This window comes from Variovorax sp. J22R115 (genome assembly GCF_030317005.1).
Taxonomy (GTDB): Bacteria; Pseudomonadota; Gammaproteobacteria; order Burkholderiales; family Burkholderiaceae_C; genus Variovorax.
On sequence record NZ_JASZYM010000013.1, the window covers coordinates 69,554 to 86,572 of the forward strand.

Here is a 17,019-nt window from a genome sequence, read left to right on the forward strand (position 1 = left end):
CTCGAAAACCTCATGCGCTGGCTAGCTTTCCCGAAGATGGCTCTGGGCCTGACGCTCGCCGTGCTGGCAGCGCTGGTGCTGGTGGGCATCAACGAAGCCGGCTATCGACAATCCTCTCAGGCACTCACCGAAGTCGGCGACGCCCAGCGCGCGCGCATGGTGCTCAACCTGATACTGCAGAACATCCTCGATGCAGAAACGGGCCAGCGCGGCTATTTGCTGACAGGGGAGCCCCGCTATCGCGAACCTTACGACACGGCGGTCAAGCAGGTGGACGGTCACCTGGCCGCGCTCCAGATCCTTTACGCCGGGCGCCCCGGCGAGCTCGCGCAGCTCAACCAGGTCGCAAAGCACGTTGCACGCAAGCTCGCCGAGATGGAGATGAGCGTCCGCTTGCGCCGGGACGGCAACGAAGACGCGTGGAAATTCGTCATCACGACCGACGTGGGCCGCGAGGAAATGGAATCCATTCGCAATGAGATCAACGATCTGATCGCGATCCGGAACGATGAACTCACGCGCGGACAACTGCAGATCGCGAAATCCTTGCGCTTCGCGCGCATCGGCATCGGCCTGGTCACGCTGGCAGGCCTCGCCGCCTTTTTCCTCTACCTGAGACAGACCCACGCACTGCGCTCCGTCGGCGAACGGCAGCAGAAAGCGTTGGAGCGGGAACGCAATGCGCTGGAAAGTGAGGTGCGGGAGCGCACAACGACGCTGGCCGAGCTCGCCACCCACCTGCAGCAGGTGCGCGAAACCGAGCGGGGCTACCTGGCCCGCGAACTGCACGACGAGTTGGGCTCCCTGCTCACCGCCGCCAAGCTTGACGTCGCGCGCCTGAAGTCCCGCCTGACCGACTCGCCCGATGCAACGCAGCGGCTCCAGCATCTGAACGAGCTTCTCAACAGCGGCATCGCCCTCAAGCGCCGCATCATCGAAGACCTGCGGCCGTCATCGCTCTCCAATCTGGGGCTCGTCGCTTCGCTCGAAATCCTCGGGCGCGAGTTTGCGGAGCGTTCGAACATCGAGATCGAGATGGTGCTCGAACCCGTGATCCTGGACGAGTCGAACCAACTCACCGTCTATCGCATGGTGCAGGAAAGCCTCACCAACATCAGCAAGTACGCACAGGCCACCGAGGCCAGCATCGTGATGAAGAACTACGGCAACCACGTCGTCGTGGAAGTCAGCGACAACGGCAAGGGTTTCGATACGCAGCACGCGCGTCCTTCGACGCACGGCCTCGCCGGCATGCGGCATCGCGTCGAGGCGGCCAAGGGCAAGCTCACCGTCTCGTCGTCCGCGGGCCGGGGCACGCAGTTGAGCGCAGTCCTGCCGTCGAGCCCGGCCTGACCACTGCCTCCCGTCCCCTTCGTTCTTGCCCGCCGCGAATGGTGGGCGGTGATTCGGCCCTCTCCTACGCCCCCCGCCCCCTGCTGCTGACAGGGCGCCAAGGACGGCCCTCTTAACGTTGATCCCAGGCCGTTCAGCAACCCGGACGCGCTGGTATTCATCTCAACGAGGCCATCCTCGAAAGGAGTTCAACATGTTGCATTACGCAGTCGTGTTCCTGGTCATTGCCTTGATAGCCGCGCTGTTCGGATTCGGCGGCATCGCCGCCAGTGCCGTGGGTATCGCGAAGATCCTGTTCGTGATCTTCCTGATCCTGGCTCTCGCCAGTTTCATCGCGGGCTTGATACGACGCGGGTAGCGTCGTTACGATGAGCAGGCACTCGCAGACAAATTCAATCTCCTGGAAGGATCCATTCATGAATACGACCACCAAGACTCCCTCGCAACTGGCCGAGGATGCGCGCCAGACGGCAAACGACGCCATCGACACGACGCGTGCCTATGCGCAGAACGCGGTGAACGCCGCAGGCGAAAAGGTTCGTGACCTGCGTCGCGAGGCCGAGCCTGCCGTGGAGCAACTCGCTGCTCGGGTCCAGCAGGCCGTGCAGCGCGGGCTGGACGCCGCATCGACGACCAGCGCCCGTGCCCAGCGCCGCTTCGAGGCCGCTGCCGACGTCACTGGCAAGTACATCGCCGACCAGCCGGTCCGCTCCGTGCTCGTGGCCGCGGCTGCTGGCGCAGCGATCACGGCATTGATCGTATTGGCCGCCCGTCGTCGGGACGACTATTGATATCGACCTGATGGTCTGATCGCCCCTCGTCGGCTCCGGTGAGCCCAGTCCACAGCACCTGGCAGCAACATGCTTCATCCCATTTACTCCACGGTGCTCGGGCATCCTGAACTGATCGCCGATCACATTGCCAACTACGGCGCGCTCGTGCGGCAGGAGACGCACGAAGCCAGCCGCAGCCTGGTCGCCCGAATGGTCGCGGGAGTCCTGGCTGCGGTCAGTGCCATGCTTGCACTGGGGTTGATCGGCGTGGCCGTGATGCTCGGCACGCTGCATGGAAACTTTCATTGGGTTCTGGCGGTGGTGCCGGGGGTTGCCATCTTGATCGCGCTGGTGTCAGCCTATGTGGCGTCACGGCCTCAGGAATTCCACGCGTTCGCAGATCTCCGGGCGCAGATCGACGCCGACGTTCGCGCGCTCCACGTCGCCGGAGAACGCCATGGCGGCTGAGCCCACAAGCCTTTCACCGCAAGAGCGGTTGGCGATCTCCCGCAGGGCGCTCGTTTCTCAATTGCAGGGCGAGAGCCGTCGCGCGCGGGATGAGCCACCTCTGATTGAAAGCCCTCCCCGATCGCCTGGCACCTCCGCTCAGTTCGCCTGGGGCGCGGTGGCGCAGAACGTCGCCCGGCGCTGGTGGCGAAGACATCCGGCCAATGCAGTCGCTCAGGTAGCCCGTCCACTGCTGGAGCGCTACGCACGCGAAGAGCCGGCAAAGCTCATGGCCGCCGCTGCCGGCGTCGGCGCGTTGCTGGTGCTAATCAAGCCGTGGCGCCTGCTGTCCATCACCGCCGTGGTGGCCGCCGCCCTGAAGACATCGGACACGGCCGACCTGGTGAACACGTTGATGCAGAAAAACGCAAACCCACGAAAGGATCCTCTATGAACACTGCCGTCAAAGAGCGCACGGAACATCTGGTCCTCGACCAGGCCGCCATCGATGCGGCATCCAAGAGCCTCGACGAAGGCGCCGTCACGCCGAGCTACGGACCTTGGCGCGACGACATCGTCAAGCTGCTCAACGACGCACTCGCAACCGAGTTGGTCTGCGTGATGCGCTACAGGCGCCACTACTTCACGGCCAGCGGAGAAGCTTCACCGAAGATTGCCGAGGAATTTCTCGTCCACGCCAATGAAGAACTGGGACACGCGGACAAGATTGCCGAGCGCATTGTCCAACTCGGCGGCGAGCCGGATTTCAACCCGAAGACACTGCTGGACCGCAGCCACGCTGATTACAACGAGGCCCTGGGCCTGCAGGCGATGGTGCGCGCCAACCTCGTGGCGGAACGAATCGCCGTGGAGTCCTATCGCCAGATGATTTCCCTCATCGGAGACAAGGACCCGACGACCCGCCGCATGCTGGAAGAGATCCTCACCGACGAGGAAGAGCATGCCGATGAGTTGAAGGACTGGCTCGATCGTTGATGCATCGAGCGAACCATGAAAAAGCCCGGGAGCCCCGGGCTTTTTCTTGAGTGAAGAAGTCCGGCAGCGGACTTACATCTTGACTTCCAGATTGTTCTTCACGGCGCTGACGCCCTTCACGGACTTCGCGATCTCTTCCGCACGCGCCTTGGCCGCCGCATTGGGGGCCGGGCCGCTGAGGCTCACCGTGCCACCCTTGGTGTCGACGTCGATCTTGATCGCGCTCAAGTCCGGATCCTTGGCGAGGCCAGTCGACACGGCGGCTGTGATGGCGGCATCGTCCACAGCGCCCGCTACGGCGGCGCCTGCGTCCTTCGCCGCTTCCTTGGTCGATGCGGCGGCAGACTCCGACTTGGCCTTGGCATCCGCGCCCGCCTGGTCGGTCTTGGCAATCGCCGAATCCACCTTCTGGCCCGCTGTCTGGTTGCTGCCCTTGTCGCCGCAAGCGGTCAGTGCAAGCGCGCCACTGGCCAGCAGCAACGCCAGCCAACGACCTGAATGTCTGGAGATAGGGTTGAGATCAGTCATGGGAACCTCCTGTCGTTCGATGGAAGGGCCTGCGCACCTTCATGCGCAAGCCAGACCTGGAGTCACAGCTTGTCGGCGTCGCCCTCGATAGCGTCCTTGGCCTTTTCCTTGACGTCGCCATAGGTCTTCTGAACTTTGCCGGCCGCTTGGTCGACCACGCCTTCCGTCTGAAGCTTTTCGCTACCGGTGACCTTGCCGGCGACTTCCTTCACCTTTCCCTTGGCCTCTTCGACGCGGCCTGCCACTTGGTCCTTGTTCATATCGATTCCTTCGCAAAAGTTGGTGAGTGGTGGTTCGCCCGAACCACTGCATTCAATCTAGCGAGGGCGTCACGCCTAAGTCCTGCGGCAGGGGCTCGACATGCTGTAGGACTCGGGGAAGTCAGGCTGTCACGATCCAGCCTTCGATTGGGTCGATTTCCGCTGGAAGACCGTAGCCGTGGCCGACGCTCGAACTGCGCGACGCGGCCCAGGCGGCTTGCAGCAGGCACAGTGACGCGTCGATGCAATCGCCTTTGGCGTCGCCGAGCAGCCGCTCCCGCATGGCCTTGTCCACGACAAGTCGAAGTTGCAGGCGGGAAGAGCCTCTCTCAAGCGCCTTGATGAGATCGACCCTTGCTTGCCGGCGGCCTTCGGTTTGCCCGGCCGGATCGTCGCTCTTGTAGCTGCGCCGCCCGATCAACTCGCGCGCCAGCAGGCCGGGATAGCCTTCCAGCGCGATGCGCGTACCGCCCTGCGCGGGCTCATGCAATCCGGGCAGGATCGCCCCCGCGTCGAGCAGCCGTGGCACGCCGGCGTGCAGCATGAAGGCGACGGGAGGATTGACCCATTTCATCGACGGGCTGGAACCTGCGGGACCGTCCGTGGCCCGGTGAGCGAACTTGCCGCCGACGGGCCTCGCAGCGCAGAAGGCCGCGAAGGTTTCGCGGATTTCCGCGCGGCCGAGTCCGGCGTAGTGCGCGATGAGCGCTGTCCACTGCAGGGGCCAGCCCAGATGTTCGACCAGTTCTCGCGGCAATCCGAAAGGAAAGTCGAACGCGCCGACCCATTTCGGTAAGGCGGCCAGCCATCGACCCCATGCATCCAGCGAATCGAAACACTCGAAGGCCGACAGTGTGACCTGCCCCGACTCGGCAGTGCCGAGGGCGATCACGATCGGTTTGTGCGCGGTCGGCGCGCTCGAAAAATCGCAGCCGAGCAGCAGCACCCGGAGGTGGATCAGTGTCGACCGACGATGGCGGCGGTCGCCATCAACTCTTCCAGCAGCGCGAGCGAGACCTGGCCCGACACGGAATAGGGATCGAGTTCCGGCCGCTCCGAGTACTTGAGCAAGGTCGACGCATTGAGCTTCGACAGGTTGACCTGTCCCATGGTCCATCCGCCGAAGCGGCGCTCCGAAATCTCTTCGTAGTGCAGCAACACCACGTCCTTGTGCCGAGGGTCCTTCTGGATGTGGCCGTACAACTCGCTGATCGCCATCCGGCCGCCTTCGATGGCCTGCAGGAAGACGCCCGCGCCATAGCAAAGGATGCCGGTGATGCCGCAGGCGGGGTTGTGCGATCGCGATTGCGCGAGGATGGCGTCGATGGCGCCTGGGCTCGTGTCCACGGCGCGGCTGGCGTAGAGAAGTCGTACGAGCATGATGTTCAGCGCTTGCGTGGAAGGAGAGAAAGGAATTCTCGGCGAAGGTTCGGATCCTTCAGGAAGACGCCGCGCATGACCGAATTGATCATCTTGCTGTCCATCTCCTTGACGCCGCGCCACTGCATGCAGAAGTGCTCCGCCTCGACCACCAGGGCCAACCCGTCGGGCTGCGTCTTTTCCTGGATCAGGTCGGCCAGTTGCACCACGGCTTCTTCCTGGATCTGCGGGCGGCCCATGACCCACTCGGCGAGCCGCGCGTACTTCGACAGGCCGATGACGTTGGTCTTCTCATTGGGCATCACGCCGATCCACAGCTTGCCGATGATCGGGCAGAAGTGGTGCGAGCAGGCGCTGCGCACGGTGATCGGGCCGACGATCATCAGTTCGTTGAGATGTTCGGCGTTGGGAAACTCGGTGAGCGAGGGCGGAGCCACATAGCGGCCCTTGAACACTTCGTTGAGGTACATCTTGGCGACGCGGCGGGCGGTGTTGCCGGTGTTGTGGTCGTTGTCGAGATCGATGACCAGGCTTTCGAGCACATCCTTCATCTTGACTTCGACTTCGTCGAGCAGATGCTCGAGTTCGCCGGGCTCGATGAACTCGGCGATGTTGTCGTTGGCATTGAAGCGCCTGCGGGCGGCGAGCAGGCGCTCGCGAATCTTCACGGACACGGGCGTGCCCTCGTCTTCAGCCCCTTCCGCGGGGCGCCTCGCGGCGTCGATGGTCCTAAGCATTAGCGCATCCTAACAGCGAATGGATGGAAGGCGATTACCCCTACAACGCCCTGCCCGCCTCGTCGTATTGCTATTTTTTTGATAGCGAAAAGTCGGTCACCAAGGGCAGGTGATCGGACATGCGGGCCCAGATCGGGCCGCGCGGCACGGAAGATGCGACCGGCTCCAGTTGCCGGCCGTAGATGAAGTCGAGCTGCGTGACCGGCAGGCGCGAAGGGTAGGTCAGCGTCCGCGGCCCGCGCAGGTCGCTCGAATCGCGCATGCCCATGGCGTTCATGGCGTAGCGCATGCGCGCGCCCCAGTCGTTGAAGTCGCCGGCGACGATCAGCGGCTCCCCGGGGGGAATCTCGCGCTCGATGAACTCGCGCAGCTGGGCGACCTGGCGAATGCGGCTGCCCTTGATCAGGCCTAGGTGGAGCACGATGGCGTGCACAGGCGTGCCGTCGAGGTCGATCGCCACATGCAGGAGCCCGCGCTGTTCGAAGCGATGGTCCGAGATGTCCTGGTGGGTCTTGCGCAGCACCGGCCAGCGCGTGAGCAGTGCATTGCCATGCTCGCCATGCCGGGTGATGGCGTTCGTCTCGTAGACCGCGGTGTAGCCCTCGGGCGCGAGGAAATCCGCCTGGGGCAATTCGGGCCAATGCCGGAAGCGGGCTGCCGCTTGGCGGTTCATCTTGCGCACCTCCTGCAGGCACACGACGTCCGCGTCGAGCTGCTCGATGGCATGGCCGAGATTGTGGATTTCGAGGCGTCGCGCCGGCCCGATGCCCTGCACACCCTTGTGGATGTTGTAGGTGGCCACACGGAAGGTATTCGCCGGCGAAGTCATCGTGCAAATTGTGGCAGGAGCAGGATCGCTTCGGCGTTCGACGGGGAAAAACAGGCGTCCGCCGCATCGCGGTAAGGCAGCCACTGCCACGCGGTGTGCTCGCGCGGGTCCAGCCGCGGCGTCACTTGTTCCGGCACGCACAGGCCGAACAGGTGCTCGGTGTTGTGGGTGACGCCAGGCGCGTAGCGCGCACGCCAGCGAGGGTAGATCTCGTAGACGTTCTGCAGCTGCCAGTCGACGAGCTTCGCGGCGAGTTCGGTGCCCTCGTCACAGAGGATGCCCGTTTCCTCTTGGACCTCTCGCGCGGCGGTGAGGCCCAGCGGCTCGTCCGCCGCATCCTTGCTGCCGGTGACCGACTGCCAGAAGTCCTCGGCGTCGGCACGCCGGATCAGCAGCACGTCGAGCGCTGGCGTGTGAATCACGACCAGCACCGACTCGGGGATTTTCCAGGGGCGCCCGCTCATGCTTGCGACCCCTGCCCGATCACGCTGCAGGTTGCACGTTGCGCAGCTTGATGTGCAGTTCGCGCAGCTGCTTTTCGTCGACGGGGCTCGGCGCCTGCGTCAGCAAGTCTTGTGCGCGCTGGGTCTTGGGGAAGGCGATCACGTCGCGTATCGATTCGGCGCCGCTCAGCAGCATCACCAGGCGGTCGAGGCCGATCGCGATGCCGCCGTGCGGGGGTGCGCCGTACTGCAGCGCGTCCAGAAGGAAGCCGAACTTGTTCTGCGCGTCCTCGGCGCTGATCTTCAGCGCGCGGAACACCTTGCTCTGCACTTCTTCGCGGTGGATACGCACCGAGCCGCCACCCATCTCGATGCCGTTGAGCACCATGTCGTAGGCCTTGGCGATGCATTTTTCGGGGGCCGTGTCCATGAGGTCTTCATGGCCGTCCTTCGGGGCAGTGAACGGATGGTGCACCGCGGACCAGCGCTGGCCTTCCTCGTCGAACTCGAACATCGGGAAGTCGACCACCCACAGCGGCGCCCAGCGGTCTTCGAAGAGACCGTTCTTCTTGCCGAAGGGGCTATGGCCGATCTTCACGCGCAGCGCGCCGATCGCGTCGTTGACGACCTTTTCCTTGTCGGCGCCGAAGAAGACGATGTCGCCGTTGCGGGCGCCCGTGCGCGCGATGATCTCGGCCAGCGACGCGTCGTTGAGGTTCTTGACGATCGGGCTCTGCAGGCCTTCACGGCCCTGGGCTGCATCGTTGACCTTGATGTAGGCCAGACCCTTGGCGCCGTAGATCTTGACGAACTCGGTGTAGGCATCGATGTCGCCGCGCGACATGCCGCCTTCGCCGCCGCCACCAGGCACGCGCAGCGCGACGACACGGCCGCCGGGCGTGCTGGCCGCCTGGGCGAACACCTTGAACTCGACATTGCGCATCACGTCGGTGAGTTCGGTGAATTCCAGCTTGACGCGAAGGTCGGGCTTGTCCGACCCGTACTTGAACATCGCATCGCCGTAGCTCATCACCGGAAACGGAGGCAGCTCGACTTCGGCAGCCGCGCGGAAGACCTTGCGGATCATGCCTTCGAACATCTCGCGGATCTCTTCCTCGGCCATGAACGAGGTCTCGACGTCAATCTGTGTGAACTCGGGCTGGCGGTCGGCGCGCAGGTCTTCGTCGCGGAAGCACTTGACGATCTGGTAATAGCGGTCGTAGCCGGCCACCATCAGCAGTTGCTTGAAGAGTTGCGGCGATTGCGGCAGCGCGAAGAAGCTGCCGTCGTGCACGCGGCTCGGCACCAGGTAGTCGCGCGCGCCTTCGGGCGTGGACTTGCCCAGCATCGGCGTCTCGATGTCGATGAAGCCGTTGGCATCGAGGAACTTGCGCGCCTCCATCGTGACCTTGTAGCGCAGCATCATGTTGCGCTGCATGGCGGGACGGCGCAGATCCAGCACGCGATGCGTGAGACGCGTGGTTTCCGAGAGGTTGTCGTCGTCCAGCAAGAACGGCGGCGTCACCGACGGATTCAGCACCTTCATCTCGTGGCACAGCACTTCGATCTTGCCGCTCTTGAGGTTGTCGTTGACCGTGCCTTCCGGCCGTGCGCGCACAAGGCCGGTGACCTGAACACAGAACTCGTTGCGCAGGCCTTCGGCGGCCGCAAAGGTCGCGGCGCGATCCGGGTCGCACACAACCTGGACGTACCCCTCGCGGTCGCGCAAGTCGATGAAGATCACGCCCCCATGGTCGCGCCGGCGATTGACCCAGCCGCAAAGGGTGACGGTTTGGCCCAGGAGGGCTTCGGTCACGAGACCGCAATAGATTGAACGCATGGGCATAGATGAATTCCGGGCGCCGGGATGGCGCGTGATTATTTGATCGCGATCGTTGCGGGGCCGCCAGGAACGACAACCCCCATCGAGACGATGTACTTGAGCGCGTCGTCCACGCTCATCTTGAGTTCGATGCAGTCGCTGCGCTTGAGCATCACGAAATAGCCGCCGGTCGGATTGGGCGTGGTCGGCACATAAACACCGAGGTAATCGCCGCCGCCGAGGTGGGTCACGACGTCGTGGCCGGGCGTGCCGGTCACGAAGGCAATGGTCCAGACGCCTTCACGCGGCCACTGGACCAGCACGGCGGTGCGGAAGGCGTTGCCGTTCTCGGAGAAAAGCGTGTCGGAGACCTGCTTGACGCTGGAGTAGATCGAGCGAACCACCGGAATCCGGCGGACCACCGCATCGCCCCAGCCGAGCAGTCGCTTGCCGACGAAATTGCTGGCAATGGCACCGACCGACAGCAGGATGGCGAGCGTCAGCAGCACGCCGAGCCCGCGCACCTTGTGCTCGGTGAGGTAGTGCTGCCACTCCTCGGGCAGCAGCCACAGCGTCTGGTCCAGCGTGCCGATGATCCAGTTGAGCACGCCCAGCGTGATGACCAGCGGAACGATGACCAGCAGGCCGGACAGCAGCCATTTGCGCAAGGCGAGCATGGCGGGTCTCAGTCGCTGCTGGATGAGGGTGCCGCGGCGGGCGCCGGAGCGGGTGCCGGCGAAGGTGCGATGGAGGGGGCATCAGCAGCCTTGGCGCCGCCTTCCGCAGGCGCGGCCGGGCTGGTGCTAGCGCCGGTGCTCTCGCCGCCCTTCATGCCTCCGCCATCGCGGAAATCGGTCACGTACCAGCCCGATCCCTTGAGCTGGAAACCGGCGGCGGTGAGTTGCTTGCTGAACGCGCTCGCGCTGCAAGCCGGGCACTCCGAAAGAGGAGCGTCGGACATTTTCTGCAGCACGTCCTTGGCAAAGCCGCAGGCGCTGCACTTGTAGGCGTAGATAGGCATGGATTGGAGGGCGAAATGCGCGGCCGGCGGCCGCTCGCAAAGCCCTCCATTATAAGGGCGCCCTCCGGACGGCCCCTGGGCGGATCAGGCCGGATCGACGGCCAGCGGACGGTGCGGCGTGCGTGTGTTCGACACCCACTGCGGCGCCAGCGAACCGGCCACCATCCCGCCGAACGAAGCCAGCAGGCCCGCCAGTTGGGCCGGGAATTCCTTGCCCCAGGGCATACCCAGAAACAGCAGCCAGACACCAATGCCGAGCACCACCGCCGCCACCGCGCCCTGCGTGGTCGCGCGCTGCCAGTACAAGCCGCACACCAGCGGCACGAAAGCGCCCACCAGTGGCACCTGGTAAGCGCCGGAGACCAGTTCATAGATCGGAGTGCCCTGCATCCGGATCGCGTAGGTCAGCACCGCCGCGCTGAACACCAGCACCGTGATGCGCATGGTCATCAGGTTGGCTTTGTCGCTGCCCGCCGGCCGGAACTGGCGCCAGATGTTCTCGGTGAAGGTCACGCTCGGCGCGAGCAGCGTCGCCGAAGCCGTCGACTTGATGGCCGACAGCAGTGCGCCGAAGAACAGCACTTGCATCACGAAGGGCATCTTCTCGAGCACCAGCGTTGGCAGGACCTTCTGCGGGTCGTCCTTGAGCAGCGTGGCGGTCTCCTCCGGCATGATCAGGAGCGCACTCGCCACCAGGAACATCGGCACGAAGGCGAACAGGATGTAAGCAACGCCACCGATGACCGGCCCGCGCGTCGCGGACTTGACGCTGTTGGCCGACATCACCCGCTGGAACACGTCCTGTTGCGGGATCGAGCCCAGCATCATGGTGATGGCCGCCGCGAAGAAGAAGATCATGTCCTTCAGGTTCGGCTCGGGCCAGAACTTGAACAGATCCTTGCTGACCGCGAAGGCCACCACCTTGTCGGCGCCGCCGGCCATGTTGCCGGCGAAGACGGCGATCACCGCGAGGCCGAGCACCAGGATGATCATCTGGATGAAGTCGGTCACCGCGACCGACCACATGCCGCCGAAGAGCGTATAGGCCAGGATCGAGACGACCCCGATCACCATGCCCAACGAGACGCTGATCGCGCCGCCGGACAGTACGTTGAAGACCAAACCCAGCGCAGTGACCTGGGCCGACACCCAGCCGAGGTAGCTCAGCATGATGATCAGCGAGCAGGCGATCTCGATCGTGCGGCCGAAGCGTTCGCGGTAGTAGTCGCTGATGGTCAGCAGCGTCATGCGGTAGAGCTTGCCCGCGAAGAACAGGCCGACCAGGATCAGGCACGTTCCGGCGCCGAAGGGATCCTCGATCACGCCGTTCAGGCCGCCTTCGATGAACTTGGCCGGGATGCCGAGCACGGTCTCGGACCCGAACCACGTGGCGAAGGTGGTGGTCACGATCATGTACAGGGGCAGGTGGCGCCCCGCGATCGCGAAGTCCGTGGTGTTCTTGACGCGCCGGGCCGCATACAGGCCGATCGCGATGGTGACGAGCAGGTAGACGATGACCAGGGTCAACAGCACGGCAATTTCCTCCAATCAGAAAAGACGCACGCGCACCAGCACCTGCATCGCGATCAACCCCAATACAAAACCCATGCCACCGTAGATGATCGCCTGCAGGAGACGGTTCGTACGCTTCTGAGCAGCCAGCAGCTCCATCAGTTCGCGGCGGTGGTCAGCGGGCCGATTTTCCAGGAAATCGTGCATGAGCCGCGGCAGCTGCGGCAGCAACTTGGCGTAGCGCGGCGCCTCGGCGCGCAGCTGCTCGAAGAGCTTGCGCGGGCCGATCTGCTCGCTCATCCACTTTTCCAGGAAGGGTTTGGCGGTGTTCCAGAGGTCCAGCTCCGGGTCGAGCTGGCGGCCCAGGCCCTCGATGTTGAGCAGGGTCTTCTGCAGCAACACCAGTTGCGGCTGGATCTCGACATGGAAGCGGCGCGAGGTCTGGAACAGCCGCATCAGCACCATGCCCAGCGAGATCTCCTTGAGCGGCCGGTCGAAGTACGGCTCGCACACGGTGCGGATCGCCGCCTCGAGCTCATCGATGCGGGTGCCGAATGGCACCCAGCCGCTTTCGAGGTGCAACTCGGCGACGCGCTTGTAGTCGCGCCGGAAGAAGGCCACGAAGTTCTGGGCGAGGTATTCCTTGTCGGACTCGGTCAGCGTGCCGATGATGCCGAAATCGAGCGATATGTAGCGCCCGAAAGTCGCCGGCGCCAGGCTCACCTGGATGTTGCCCGGATGCATGTCGGCGTGGAAGAAGCCGTCGCGGAACACCTGTGTGAAGAAGATGGTGACGCCGTCGCGCGCCAGCTTGGGAATGTCGACACCGGCAGCGCGAAGGCGGTCGAGTTGCGCGATCGGCACGCCCTTCATGCGCTCCATGACGATCACTTCCGGGTGGCAGAAGTCCCAGAACATCTCGGGGATCATCACCAGCTTCAGCGGATCCATGTTGCGACGCAGCTGTGCAGCATTGGCGGCCTCGCGCACCAGGTCGAGTTCGTCATGGAGGTACTTGTCGAACTCGGCGACCACCTCGCGCGGCTTCAGTCGCTTCCCGTCGGCCGAGAGGTTTTCGACCCAGCCGGCCATCATGGCCATGAGGGCGAGGTCCTTCTCGATGACGTCGCGCATGCCCGGCCGCAGCACCTTGACGGCGGCCTCGCGCACCGTGCCGTTGCTTACGCGCACGGTCGCGAAGTGCACCTGCGCGATCGACGCGCTCGCCACCGGCGTCTCGTCGAACTGCACGAAGATGTCGCTGACCGGCCGGCGGAAGGCGCGCTCGATGGTCGCTATCGCGACCTTCGACGGAAAGGGAGGAACGCGATCCTGCAGCCATGCCAGCTCATCGGCGATGTCGGCCGGCAGCAGGTCGCGCCGGGTCGAGAGCACCTGGCCGAACTTGACGAAGATCGGGCCCAGCCGCTCCAGCGCCTCGCGCAGGCGCTGGCCGCGCGGCGCGTCGAGGTTGCGGCCGACCGAGACGACGCGGGCCACCACGCGCAGCCACGGCTTCTGGAAGCTGGTGAGGACAAGTTCGTCGAGGCCGTAGCGGAGCGCGACCCAGACGATGAAGATGCCGCGATAGATGCGCCTCATTCGGTGCCCGCAGGCCCGCCGGCCTTGCCGGAGCGCTCGCCGACGAAGTGCCGCAGCGCCTCCACCACGCGGCGGGCGCCCGTCGCGATCGTGTGCGCGGGCACATCGCCGATGGCCCGCGCGAGGTCGTCCTCCACATCCCAGCGCACATGGTCTACGAGCCAGTTGACCTCGGCCGCCAGCTGCACGTCGCCCTCGATGCGCACGGCCGGCTTCTCACCGCGGAACGCAGCGCGTGCGAGGCCGAATGGAGACTCTTCGGTCACGGTCAGCGTGAGTTCGGCCGTGGCACCTTCAGGCGCCAGGTCGAGCAGGCCAGCCGGCGTGGCGACGAACTTCATCGTCACGAAGCGCCATTCGAACTGCACCACGCGGCCTTGCTGGCGCATGAGGCGCTGCTGCGCCTCGGGCTCCTGCTGCAGCACGTGGTTCAGGAAGAGCACTGTACGGTGCTGGATCTCGTGGACCGCCCAGGCCGGCGGCTGCAGACGGCTGCCGACACGATTGAAAAAGTCGTCGAGAAAAGAAAATGGGGACGATGGTGTAACCATGTCCCCATTATCCGGGTCTTGCGACCGGATCGAAGCGCGGAGCGCTTACTGAAGTGCCTGAACCCCTGCCACGAGCCAGCCGCTGGAGCCACTGGTCGGCTTGGTCATGTTCCAGACTTCGCGGAACGGGCTCGGGCCGGACGAGACATCTTCGCGGATCATCCCGGAGAACTCCACGCTGGCGAGGTAGGCGTCCGGCAGCTCCTCGATGCCCAGCAGCTTGGCGTCGAGCATCACGACCTCGGTCTTGTTCGGCTGGCCGCCAGTGTGGTTTTCGCGCTCGGCCAGTTGCTGGCGGATCTCGCCGACCATGCCGTCGGTCATCATCGAGCGCAGCATATTGATGTCGGCACGATCCCAGGCGTCCTGCAGCGTGACGAAGTTGCGCTTGGCTGCCGTCAGGAAGCCTTCGCTATCGAAGCCGGCCGGGATGTCCCAGCTTTGCGATCCGGCCAGCGCTGATCCGATCATGCTGCCGCCCGCTGCAGCCGCACCGGCCATCGACGAGCCGGACTGATGCGGGTGTGCCAGCGTGGCGTCGAAAGCAGCGGTGTTGCGCTCCCAGGGACGGGCCGAGGCGTCGTTGCCGACGTTGTTGGGGCTGTACTGCGCAGGTGCGGTGGCGTCTGCCGGGTTGCCCGCACCCTGAAAGGCGAAGCCTGCGGCGCGAGGCGCGGCGTTGTTGCGCGAGCGCGCCGCGAAGATGCGCCACACGACCACGGCCGCCAGCACCAGCAGGCCGATCAGCAGGATGTTGCCGAAAGCGGCGCCGAGACCCAGCGAGTGCGCGAGCCATGCCAGGCCCAGGCCTGCGGCCAGACCGCCCAGCATGCCGGCCCAAGGACGCTTGGGCGCCGCCGCGGGGGCAGCGGCCGGCGCGGGCTTGGCCGCCGCGTTGTTGACGTTCTGCGCGGGGGCGCCCGGCGTTGCAGGGGTGGTGGCAGGCGGGGTCGCCTGGCGTTGCGTGACGTTGCCCGACTGCTTGCCGAACGACTTTCCGCCGCCCATGCGGGCAGCGTCGGCATCGATGCTCACGACGGCCAGCGCACACACCAGCATCACGGACCAGAAATTCTTCATGACGTCTCCTCTTCGGCAAACAAAGTAATTCAACACTTGATTCCAACATGCAGGGCCACGACACCGCCAGTCATGTTGTGATAGTCCACATGCCCGAAACCGCCCTCCTTCATAAGGGTCTTGAGTTCCTCCTGGGTGGGATGCATGCGGATCGATTCAGCGAGGTAGCGGTAGCTGGCGTCGTCGCCCGCGACCACCTTGCCCAGGCGCGGCAGCACGCTGAACGAATACCAGTCGTAGGCCTTCTGCAGCGGCTTGGCAACCTTGGAGAACTCCAGCACGAGCAGCTTGCCGCGCGGCTTCAACACGCGATTCATTTCCCTCACAGCGGCATCCTTGTGAGTCATGTTGCGCAGGCCGAAGGCCACCGTCACCACGTCGAAATGGTTGTCCGGGAAGGGCAGCTTTTCCGCGTCGCAAACCAGCGTGGGCAAAGCGACGCCGGCGTCGAGCAGCCGGTCGCGCCCTGTGCGCAGCATGGCCTCGTTGATATCGGTGTGGACCACTTCGCCGGTGCTGCCGACCTTCTTGGCGAATGCGAGCGCGAGATCGCCCGTGCCACCGGCGATGTCGAGGACCTTCGAGCCTTCGCCCACGTTGGCGACCATGATCGCGTAGGCCTTCCATGCGCGATGAAGCCCCATGGACATGAGGTCGTTCATGAGGTCGTAGCGTGTGGCTACCGAGTCGAAGACACCGCGAACGCGGCGGGCCTTGTCGCTTTCGTCGACCGATTCAAAGCCGAAATGGGTGGTACTCATGCTCCCGATGTTAGGCCGGAAGCGTTCACATCAAGCCGACGACCCCGCAGGGACACCGGACTTTCGTGATCAATGACTGCCGCAGGCGTGCCCGCCCTTTTCGGGCATAGGGGCATCGCGGTCCACGCCAGCTGCGGCGAGGCGCCGCTCGTACTCGGCCCAGAGGTCGTCCTGGCGGTTGCCGAGTTCGTACAGCAAGTCCCAGGAGAAGATCCCGCTGTCGTGTCCGTCGCTGAAGGTCGGCTGCACGGCGTAGTTGCCCACGGGTTGCAGGTCGATCAAGCCGACGTTGCGCTTGCCGGTCTGCAGTACTTCCTGGCCCGGTCCATGGCCCTGCACTTCCGCCGAGGGCGAATAGATGCGCATCAGCTCGAAGGGAATGCGGAAGGTCGCGCCATCGGAAAAGCCCACCTCCAGCACACGCGATTGGCTGTGCAAGGTGATCGACTGGGGCGTCGGTGCGCCCGATTTCAAACCTGCCATCAGAAACTCCTTGTCGCGAGGCGCCGGACCATGTCGCGCTCCATGGCCGGCAGTATGTCTTCGATCGCGGCTTCGCGCTCTGGATTGGGCTGGCGCTGCCCCGCTGCCCACACGGGAGACGGAAAGCGCGTGTCCCAATCGAAGCGTGCAATCACATGCCAGTGCAGATGCGGCACCATGTTGCCGAGGGCGGCGAGATTGATCTTGGTGGGTTCCAACGCCTCGCGCAGGCTCTGCTCCACCACCGCCACGGCCTCCATGCAAAGGGCGCGGTCCTCGGGGGACAGGTCGGACCATTCGGCCACGTGATCTTTCCAAACGACGCGATAGAAGCCAGGAAAATTCGCCTCCGCCGCATGGATCACACGCAATTTCGCCGCGTCGAAGACCATCCGGCCGCCGAGGTCGTCGCACAAGGGGCAACCCGTGACGCGCATGTCC

At 64.6% G+C, this 17,019-nt stretch carries 23 protein-coding genes; 6 read left to right on the plus strand and 17 right to left on the minus strand.

Annotated features, from left to right (window positions below; genetic code table 11):
- Window positions 1-12 precede the first annotated feature (12 nt).
- From QTI04_RS22610 to QTI04_RS22635, 6 genes are all read left to right on the plus strand, one after another.
- Window positions 13-1,353: a CHASE3 domain-containing protein gene (locus QTI04_RS22610; protein ID WP_286617658.1), complete on the plus strand. Its 1,341-nt coding sequence runs from the start codon at window positions 13-15 to the stop codon at window positions 1,351-1,353.
- Window positions 1,354-1,546: 193 nt separating this feature from the next.
- Window positions 1,547-1,711, plus strand: a complete 165-nt coding sequence (locus QTI04_RS22615) for a DUF1328 domain-containing protein (protein ID WP_286602063.1) — start codon at window positions 1,547-1,549, stop codon at window positions 1,709-1,711.
- A gap of 58 nt (window positions 1,712-1,769) precedes the next feature.
- Complete coding sequence (locus QTI04_RS22620; RefSeq protein ID WP_286602065.1) at window positions 1,770-2,144, plus strand: hypothetical protein; 375 nt, start codon at window positions 1,770-1,772, stop codon at window positions 2,142-2,144.
- A gap of 69 nt (window positions 2,145-2,213) precedes the next feature.
- Complete coding sequence (locus QTI04_RS22625) at window positions 2,214-2,594, plus strand: hypothetical protein (RefSeq protein ID WP_286617659.1); 381 nt, start codon at window positions 2,214-2,216, stop codon at window positions 2,592-2,594.
- A complete protein-coding gene (locus QTI04_RS22630) occupies window positions 2,584-3,027 on the plus strand; it encodes a hypothetical protein (protein ID WP_286617660.1) in 444 nt (147 codons plus the stop codon). Before QTI04_RS22625 ends, QTI04_RS22630 begins: the two co-directional genes overlap by 11 nt.
- Entirely contained in the window at window positions 3,024-3,569 is a 546-nt protein-coding gene (locus QTI04_RS22635) for a bacterioferritin (RefSeq protein WP_286602071.1), read from the plus strand. The genes QTI04_RS22630 and QTI04_RS22635 overlap by 4 nt, the downstream gene beginning before the upstream one ends.
- A 72-nt stretch (window positions 3,570-3,641) precedes the next feature.
- Here QTI04_RS22635 and QTI04_RS22640 read toward each other — a convergent pair whose 3' ends face one another.
- The 17 genes from QTI04_RS22640 to QTI04_RS22720 form a co-directional block, all read right to left on the minus strand.
- A complete protein-coding gene (locus QTI04_RS22640; RefSeq protein WP_286602072.1) occupies window positions 3,642-4,097 on the minus strand; it encodes a BON domain-containing protein in 456 nt (151 codons plus the stop codon).
- A 62-nt stretch (window positions 4,098-4,159) separates the two neighbouring features.
- Window positions 4,160-4,357, minus strand: a complete 198-nt coding sequence (locus tag QTI04_RS22645; RefSeq protein ID WP_286602073.1) for a CsbD family protein — start codon at window positions 4,355-4,357, stop codon at window positions 4,160-4,162.
- 121 nt (window positions 4,358-4,478) lie between these two features.
- A complete protein-coding gene (locus QTI04_RS22650; protein ID WP_286617661.1) occupies window positions 4,479-5,303 on the minus strand; it encodes a DUF429 domain-containing protein in 825 nt (274 codons plus the stop codon).
- 11 nt (window positions 5,304-5,314) lie between these two features.
- The gene (locus QTI04_RS22655) at window positions 5,315-5,737 is read right to left on the minus strand and encodes a BLUF domain-containing protein (protein ID WP_286602076.1); all 423 of its coding nucleotides are present in this window, start codon (window positions 5,735-5,737) and stop codon (window positions 5,315-5,317) included.
- 5 nt (window positions 5,738-5,742) lie between these two features.
- A complete protein-coding gene (folE, locus tag QTI04_RS22660; RefSeq protein WP_286602077.1) occupies window positions 5,743-6,474 on the minus strand; it encodes a GTP cyclohydrolase I in 732 nt (243 codons plus the stop codon).
- A gap of 70 nt (window positions 6,475-6,544) precedes the next feature.
- Entirely contained in the window at window positions 6,545-7,303 is a 759-nt protein-coding gene (locus QTI04_RS22665) for an endonuclease/exonuclease/phosphatase family protein (RefSeq protein ID WP_286602078.1), read from the minus strand.
- The gene (gene nudB / locus QTI04_RS22670; RefSeq protein ID WP_286617662.1) at window positions 7,300-7,767 is read right to left on the minus strand and encodes a dihydroneopterin triphosphate diphosphatase; all 468 of its coding nucleotides are present in this window, start codon (window positions 7,765-7,767) and stop codon (window positions 7,300-7,302) included. The genes QTI04_RS22665 and nudB overlap by 4 nt, the downstream gene beginning before the upstream one ends.
- 19 nt (window positions 7,768-7,786) lie before the next feature.
- Window positions 7,787-9,592, minus strand: a complete 1,806-nt coding sequence (gene aspS, locus QTI04_RS22675; protein ID WP_286602080.1) for an aspartate--tRNA ligase — start codon at window positions 9,590-9,592, stop codon at window positions 7,787-7,789.
- 32 nt (window positions 9,593-9,624) lie between these two features.
- Complete coding sequence (locus QTI04_RS22680; RefSeq protein WP_286602081.1) at window positions 9,625-10,245, minus strand: DUF502 domain-containing protein; 621 nt, start codon at window positions 10,243-10,245, stop codon at window positions 9,625-9,627.
- A gap of 8 nt (window positions 10,246-10,253) precedes the next feature.
- A complete protein-coding gene (locus QTI04_RS22685) occupies window positions 10,254-10,589 on the minus strand; it encodes an FmdB family zinc ribbon protein (RefSeq protein ID WP_286617663.1) in 336 nt (111 codons plus the stop codon).
- Window positions 10,590-10,673: 84 nt separating this feature from the next.
- Window positions 10,674-12,122 carry a sodium:solute symporter family protein gene (locus QTI04_RS22690; protein ID WP_286602083.1) on the minus strand — a complete coding sequence of 483 codons (1,449 nt, stop codon included), beginning with the start codon at window positions 12,120-12,122 and terminating at the stop codon, window positions 10,674-10,676.
- A 15-nt stretch (window positions 12,123-12,137) separates the two neighbouring features.
- The gene (ubiB, locus tag QTI04_RS22695) at window positions 12,138-13,703 is read right to left on the minus strand and encodes a ubiquinone biosynthesis regulatory protein kinase UbiB (RefSeq protein ID WP_286602085.1); all 1,566 of its coding nucleotides are present in this window, start codon (window positions 13,701-13,703) and stop codon (window positions 12,138-12,140) included.
- Window positions 13,700-14,254 carry an SCP2 domain-containing protein gene (locus QTI04_RS22700; RefSeq protein ID WP_286602087.1) on the minus strand — a complete coding sequence of 185 codons (555 nt, stop codon included), beginning with the start codon at window positions 14,252-14,254 and terminating at the stop codon, window positions 13,700-13,702. The genes ubiB and QTI04_RS22700 overlap by 4 nt, the downstream gene beginning before the upstream one ends.
- 45 nt (window positions 14,255-14,299) lie before the next feature.
- Window positions 14,300-15,334, minus strand: a complete 1,035-nt coding sequence (locus QTI04_RS22705) for a Tim44 domain-containing protein (RefSeq protein ID WP_286617664.1) — start codon at window positions 15,332-15,334, stop codon at window positions 14,300-14,302.
- Between the two features lie 29 nt (window positions 15,335-15,363).
- Complete coding sequence (gene ubiE / locus QTI04_RS22710) at window positions 15,364-16,095, minus strand: bifunctional demethylmenaquinone methyltransferase/2-methoxy-6-polyprenyl-1,4-benzoquinol methylase UbiE (RefSeq protein WP_286602089.1); 732 nt, start codon at window positions 16,093-16,095, stop codon at window positions 15,364-15,366.
- 69 nt (window positions 16,096-16,164) lie between these two features.
- A complete protein-coding gene (locus QTI04_RS22715) occupies window positions 16,165-16,578 on the minus strand; it encodes a DUF971 domain-containing protein (protein ID WP_286617665.1) in 414 nt (137 codons plus the stop codon).
- The gene (locus tag QTI04_RS22720) at window positions 16,578-17,015 is read right to left on the minus strand and encodes an HIT family protein (RefSeq protein ID WP_286602330.1); all 438 of its coding nucleotides are present in this window, start codon (window positions 17,013-17,015) and stop codon (window positions 16,578-16,580) included. Before QTI04_RS22720 ends, QTI04_RS22715 begins: the two co-directional genes overlap by 1 nt.
- Window positions 17,016-17,019 lie beyond the last annotated feature (4 nt).

Excerpts from the sequence above, each read along its gene's own strand:
- QTI04_RS22610 (WP_286617658.1), top strand. The coding sequence starts at position 13 with ATGCGCTGGCTAGCTTTCCCGAAGATGGCTCTGGGCCTGACGCTCGCC.
- QTI04_RS22615 (WP_286602063.1), top strand. The coding sequence starts at position 1,547 with ATGTTGCATTACGCAGTCGTGTTCCTGGTCATTGCCTTGATAGCCGCG.
- QTI04_RS22620 (WP_286602065.1), top strand. The coding sequence starts at position 1,770 with ATGAATACGACCACCAAGACTCCCTCGCAACTGGCCGAGGATGCGCGC.
- QTI04_RS22625 (WP_286617659.1), top strand. The coding sequence starts at position 2,214 with ATGCTTCATCCCATTTACTCCACGGTGCTCGGGCATCCTGAACTGATC.
- QTI04_RS22630 (WP_286617660.1), top strand. The coding sequence starts at position 2,584 with ATGGCGGCTGAGCCCACAAGCCTTTCACCGCAAGAGCGGTTGGCGATC.
- QTI04_RS22635 (WP_286602071.1), top strand. The coding sequence starts at position 3,024 with ATGAACACTGCCGTCAAAGAGCGCACGGAACATCTGGTCCTCGACCAG.
- QTI04_RS22640 (WP_286602072.1), bottom strand. The coding sequence starts at position 4,097 with ATGACTGATCTCAACCCTATCTCCAGACATTCAGGTCGTTGGCTGGCG.
- QTI04_RS22645 (WP_286602073.1), bottom strand. The coding sequence starts at position 4,357 with ATGAACAAGGACCAAGTGGCAGGCCGCGTCGAAGAGGCCAAGGGAAAG.
- QTI04_RS22655 (WP_286602076.1), bottom strand. The coding sequence starts at position 5,737 with ATGCTCGTACGACTTCTCTACGCCAGCCGCGCCGTGGACACGAGCCCA.
- folE (WP_286602077.1), bottom strand. The coding sequence starts at position 6,474 with ATGCTTAGGACCATCGACGCCGCGAGGCGCCCCGCGGAAGGGGCTGAA.
- QTI04_RS22665 (WP_286602078.1), bottom strand. The coding sequence starts at position 7,303 with ATGACTTCGCCGGCGAATACCTTCCGTGTGGCCACCTACAACATCCAC.
- nudB (WP_286617662.1), bottom strand. The coding sequence starts at position 7,767 with ATGAGCGGGCGCCCCTGGAAAATCCCCGAGTCGGTGCTGGTCGTGATT.
- aspS (WP_286602080.1), bottom strand. The coding sequence starts at position 9,592 with ATGCCCATGCGTTCAATCTATTGCGGTCTCGTGACCGAAGCCCTCCTG.
- QTI04_RS22680 (WP_286602081.1), bottom strand. The coding sequence starts at position 10,245 with ATGCTCGCCTTGCGCAAATGGCTGCTGTCCGGCCTGCTGGTCATCGTT.
- QTI04_RS22685 (WP_286617663.1), bottom strand. The coding sequence starts at position 10,589 with ATGCCTATCTACGCCTACAAGTGCAGCGCCTGCGGCTTTGCCAAGGAC.
- ubiB (WP_286602085.1), bottom strand. The coding sequence starts at position 13,703 with ATGAGGCGCATCTATCGCGGCATCTTCATCGTCTGGGTCGCGCTCCGC.
- QTI04_RS22700 (WP_286602087.1), bottom strand. The coding sequence starts at position 14,254 with ATGGTTACACCATCGTCCCCATTTTCTTTTCTCGACGACTTTTTCAAT.
- QTI04_RS22705 (WP_286617664.1), bottom strand. The coding sequence starts at position 15,334 with ATGAAGAATTTCTGGTCCGTGATGCTGGTGTGTGCGCTGGCCGTCGTG.
- ubiE (WP_286602089.1), bottom strand. The coding sequence starts at position 16,095 with ATGAGTACCACCCATTTCGGCTTTGAATCGGTCGACGAAAGCGACAAG.
- QTI04_RS22715 (WP_286617665.1), bottom strand. The coding sequence starts at position 16,578 with ATGGCAGGTTTGAAATCGGGCGCACCGACGCCCCAGTCGATCACCTTG.
- QTI04_RS22720 (WP_286602330.1), bottom strand. The coding sequence starts at position 17,015 with ATGCGCGTCACGGGTTGCCCCTTGTGCGACGACCTCGGCGGCCGGATG.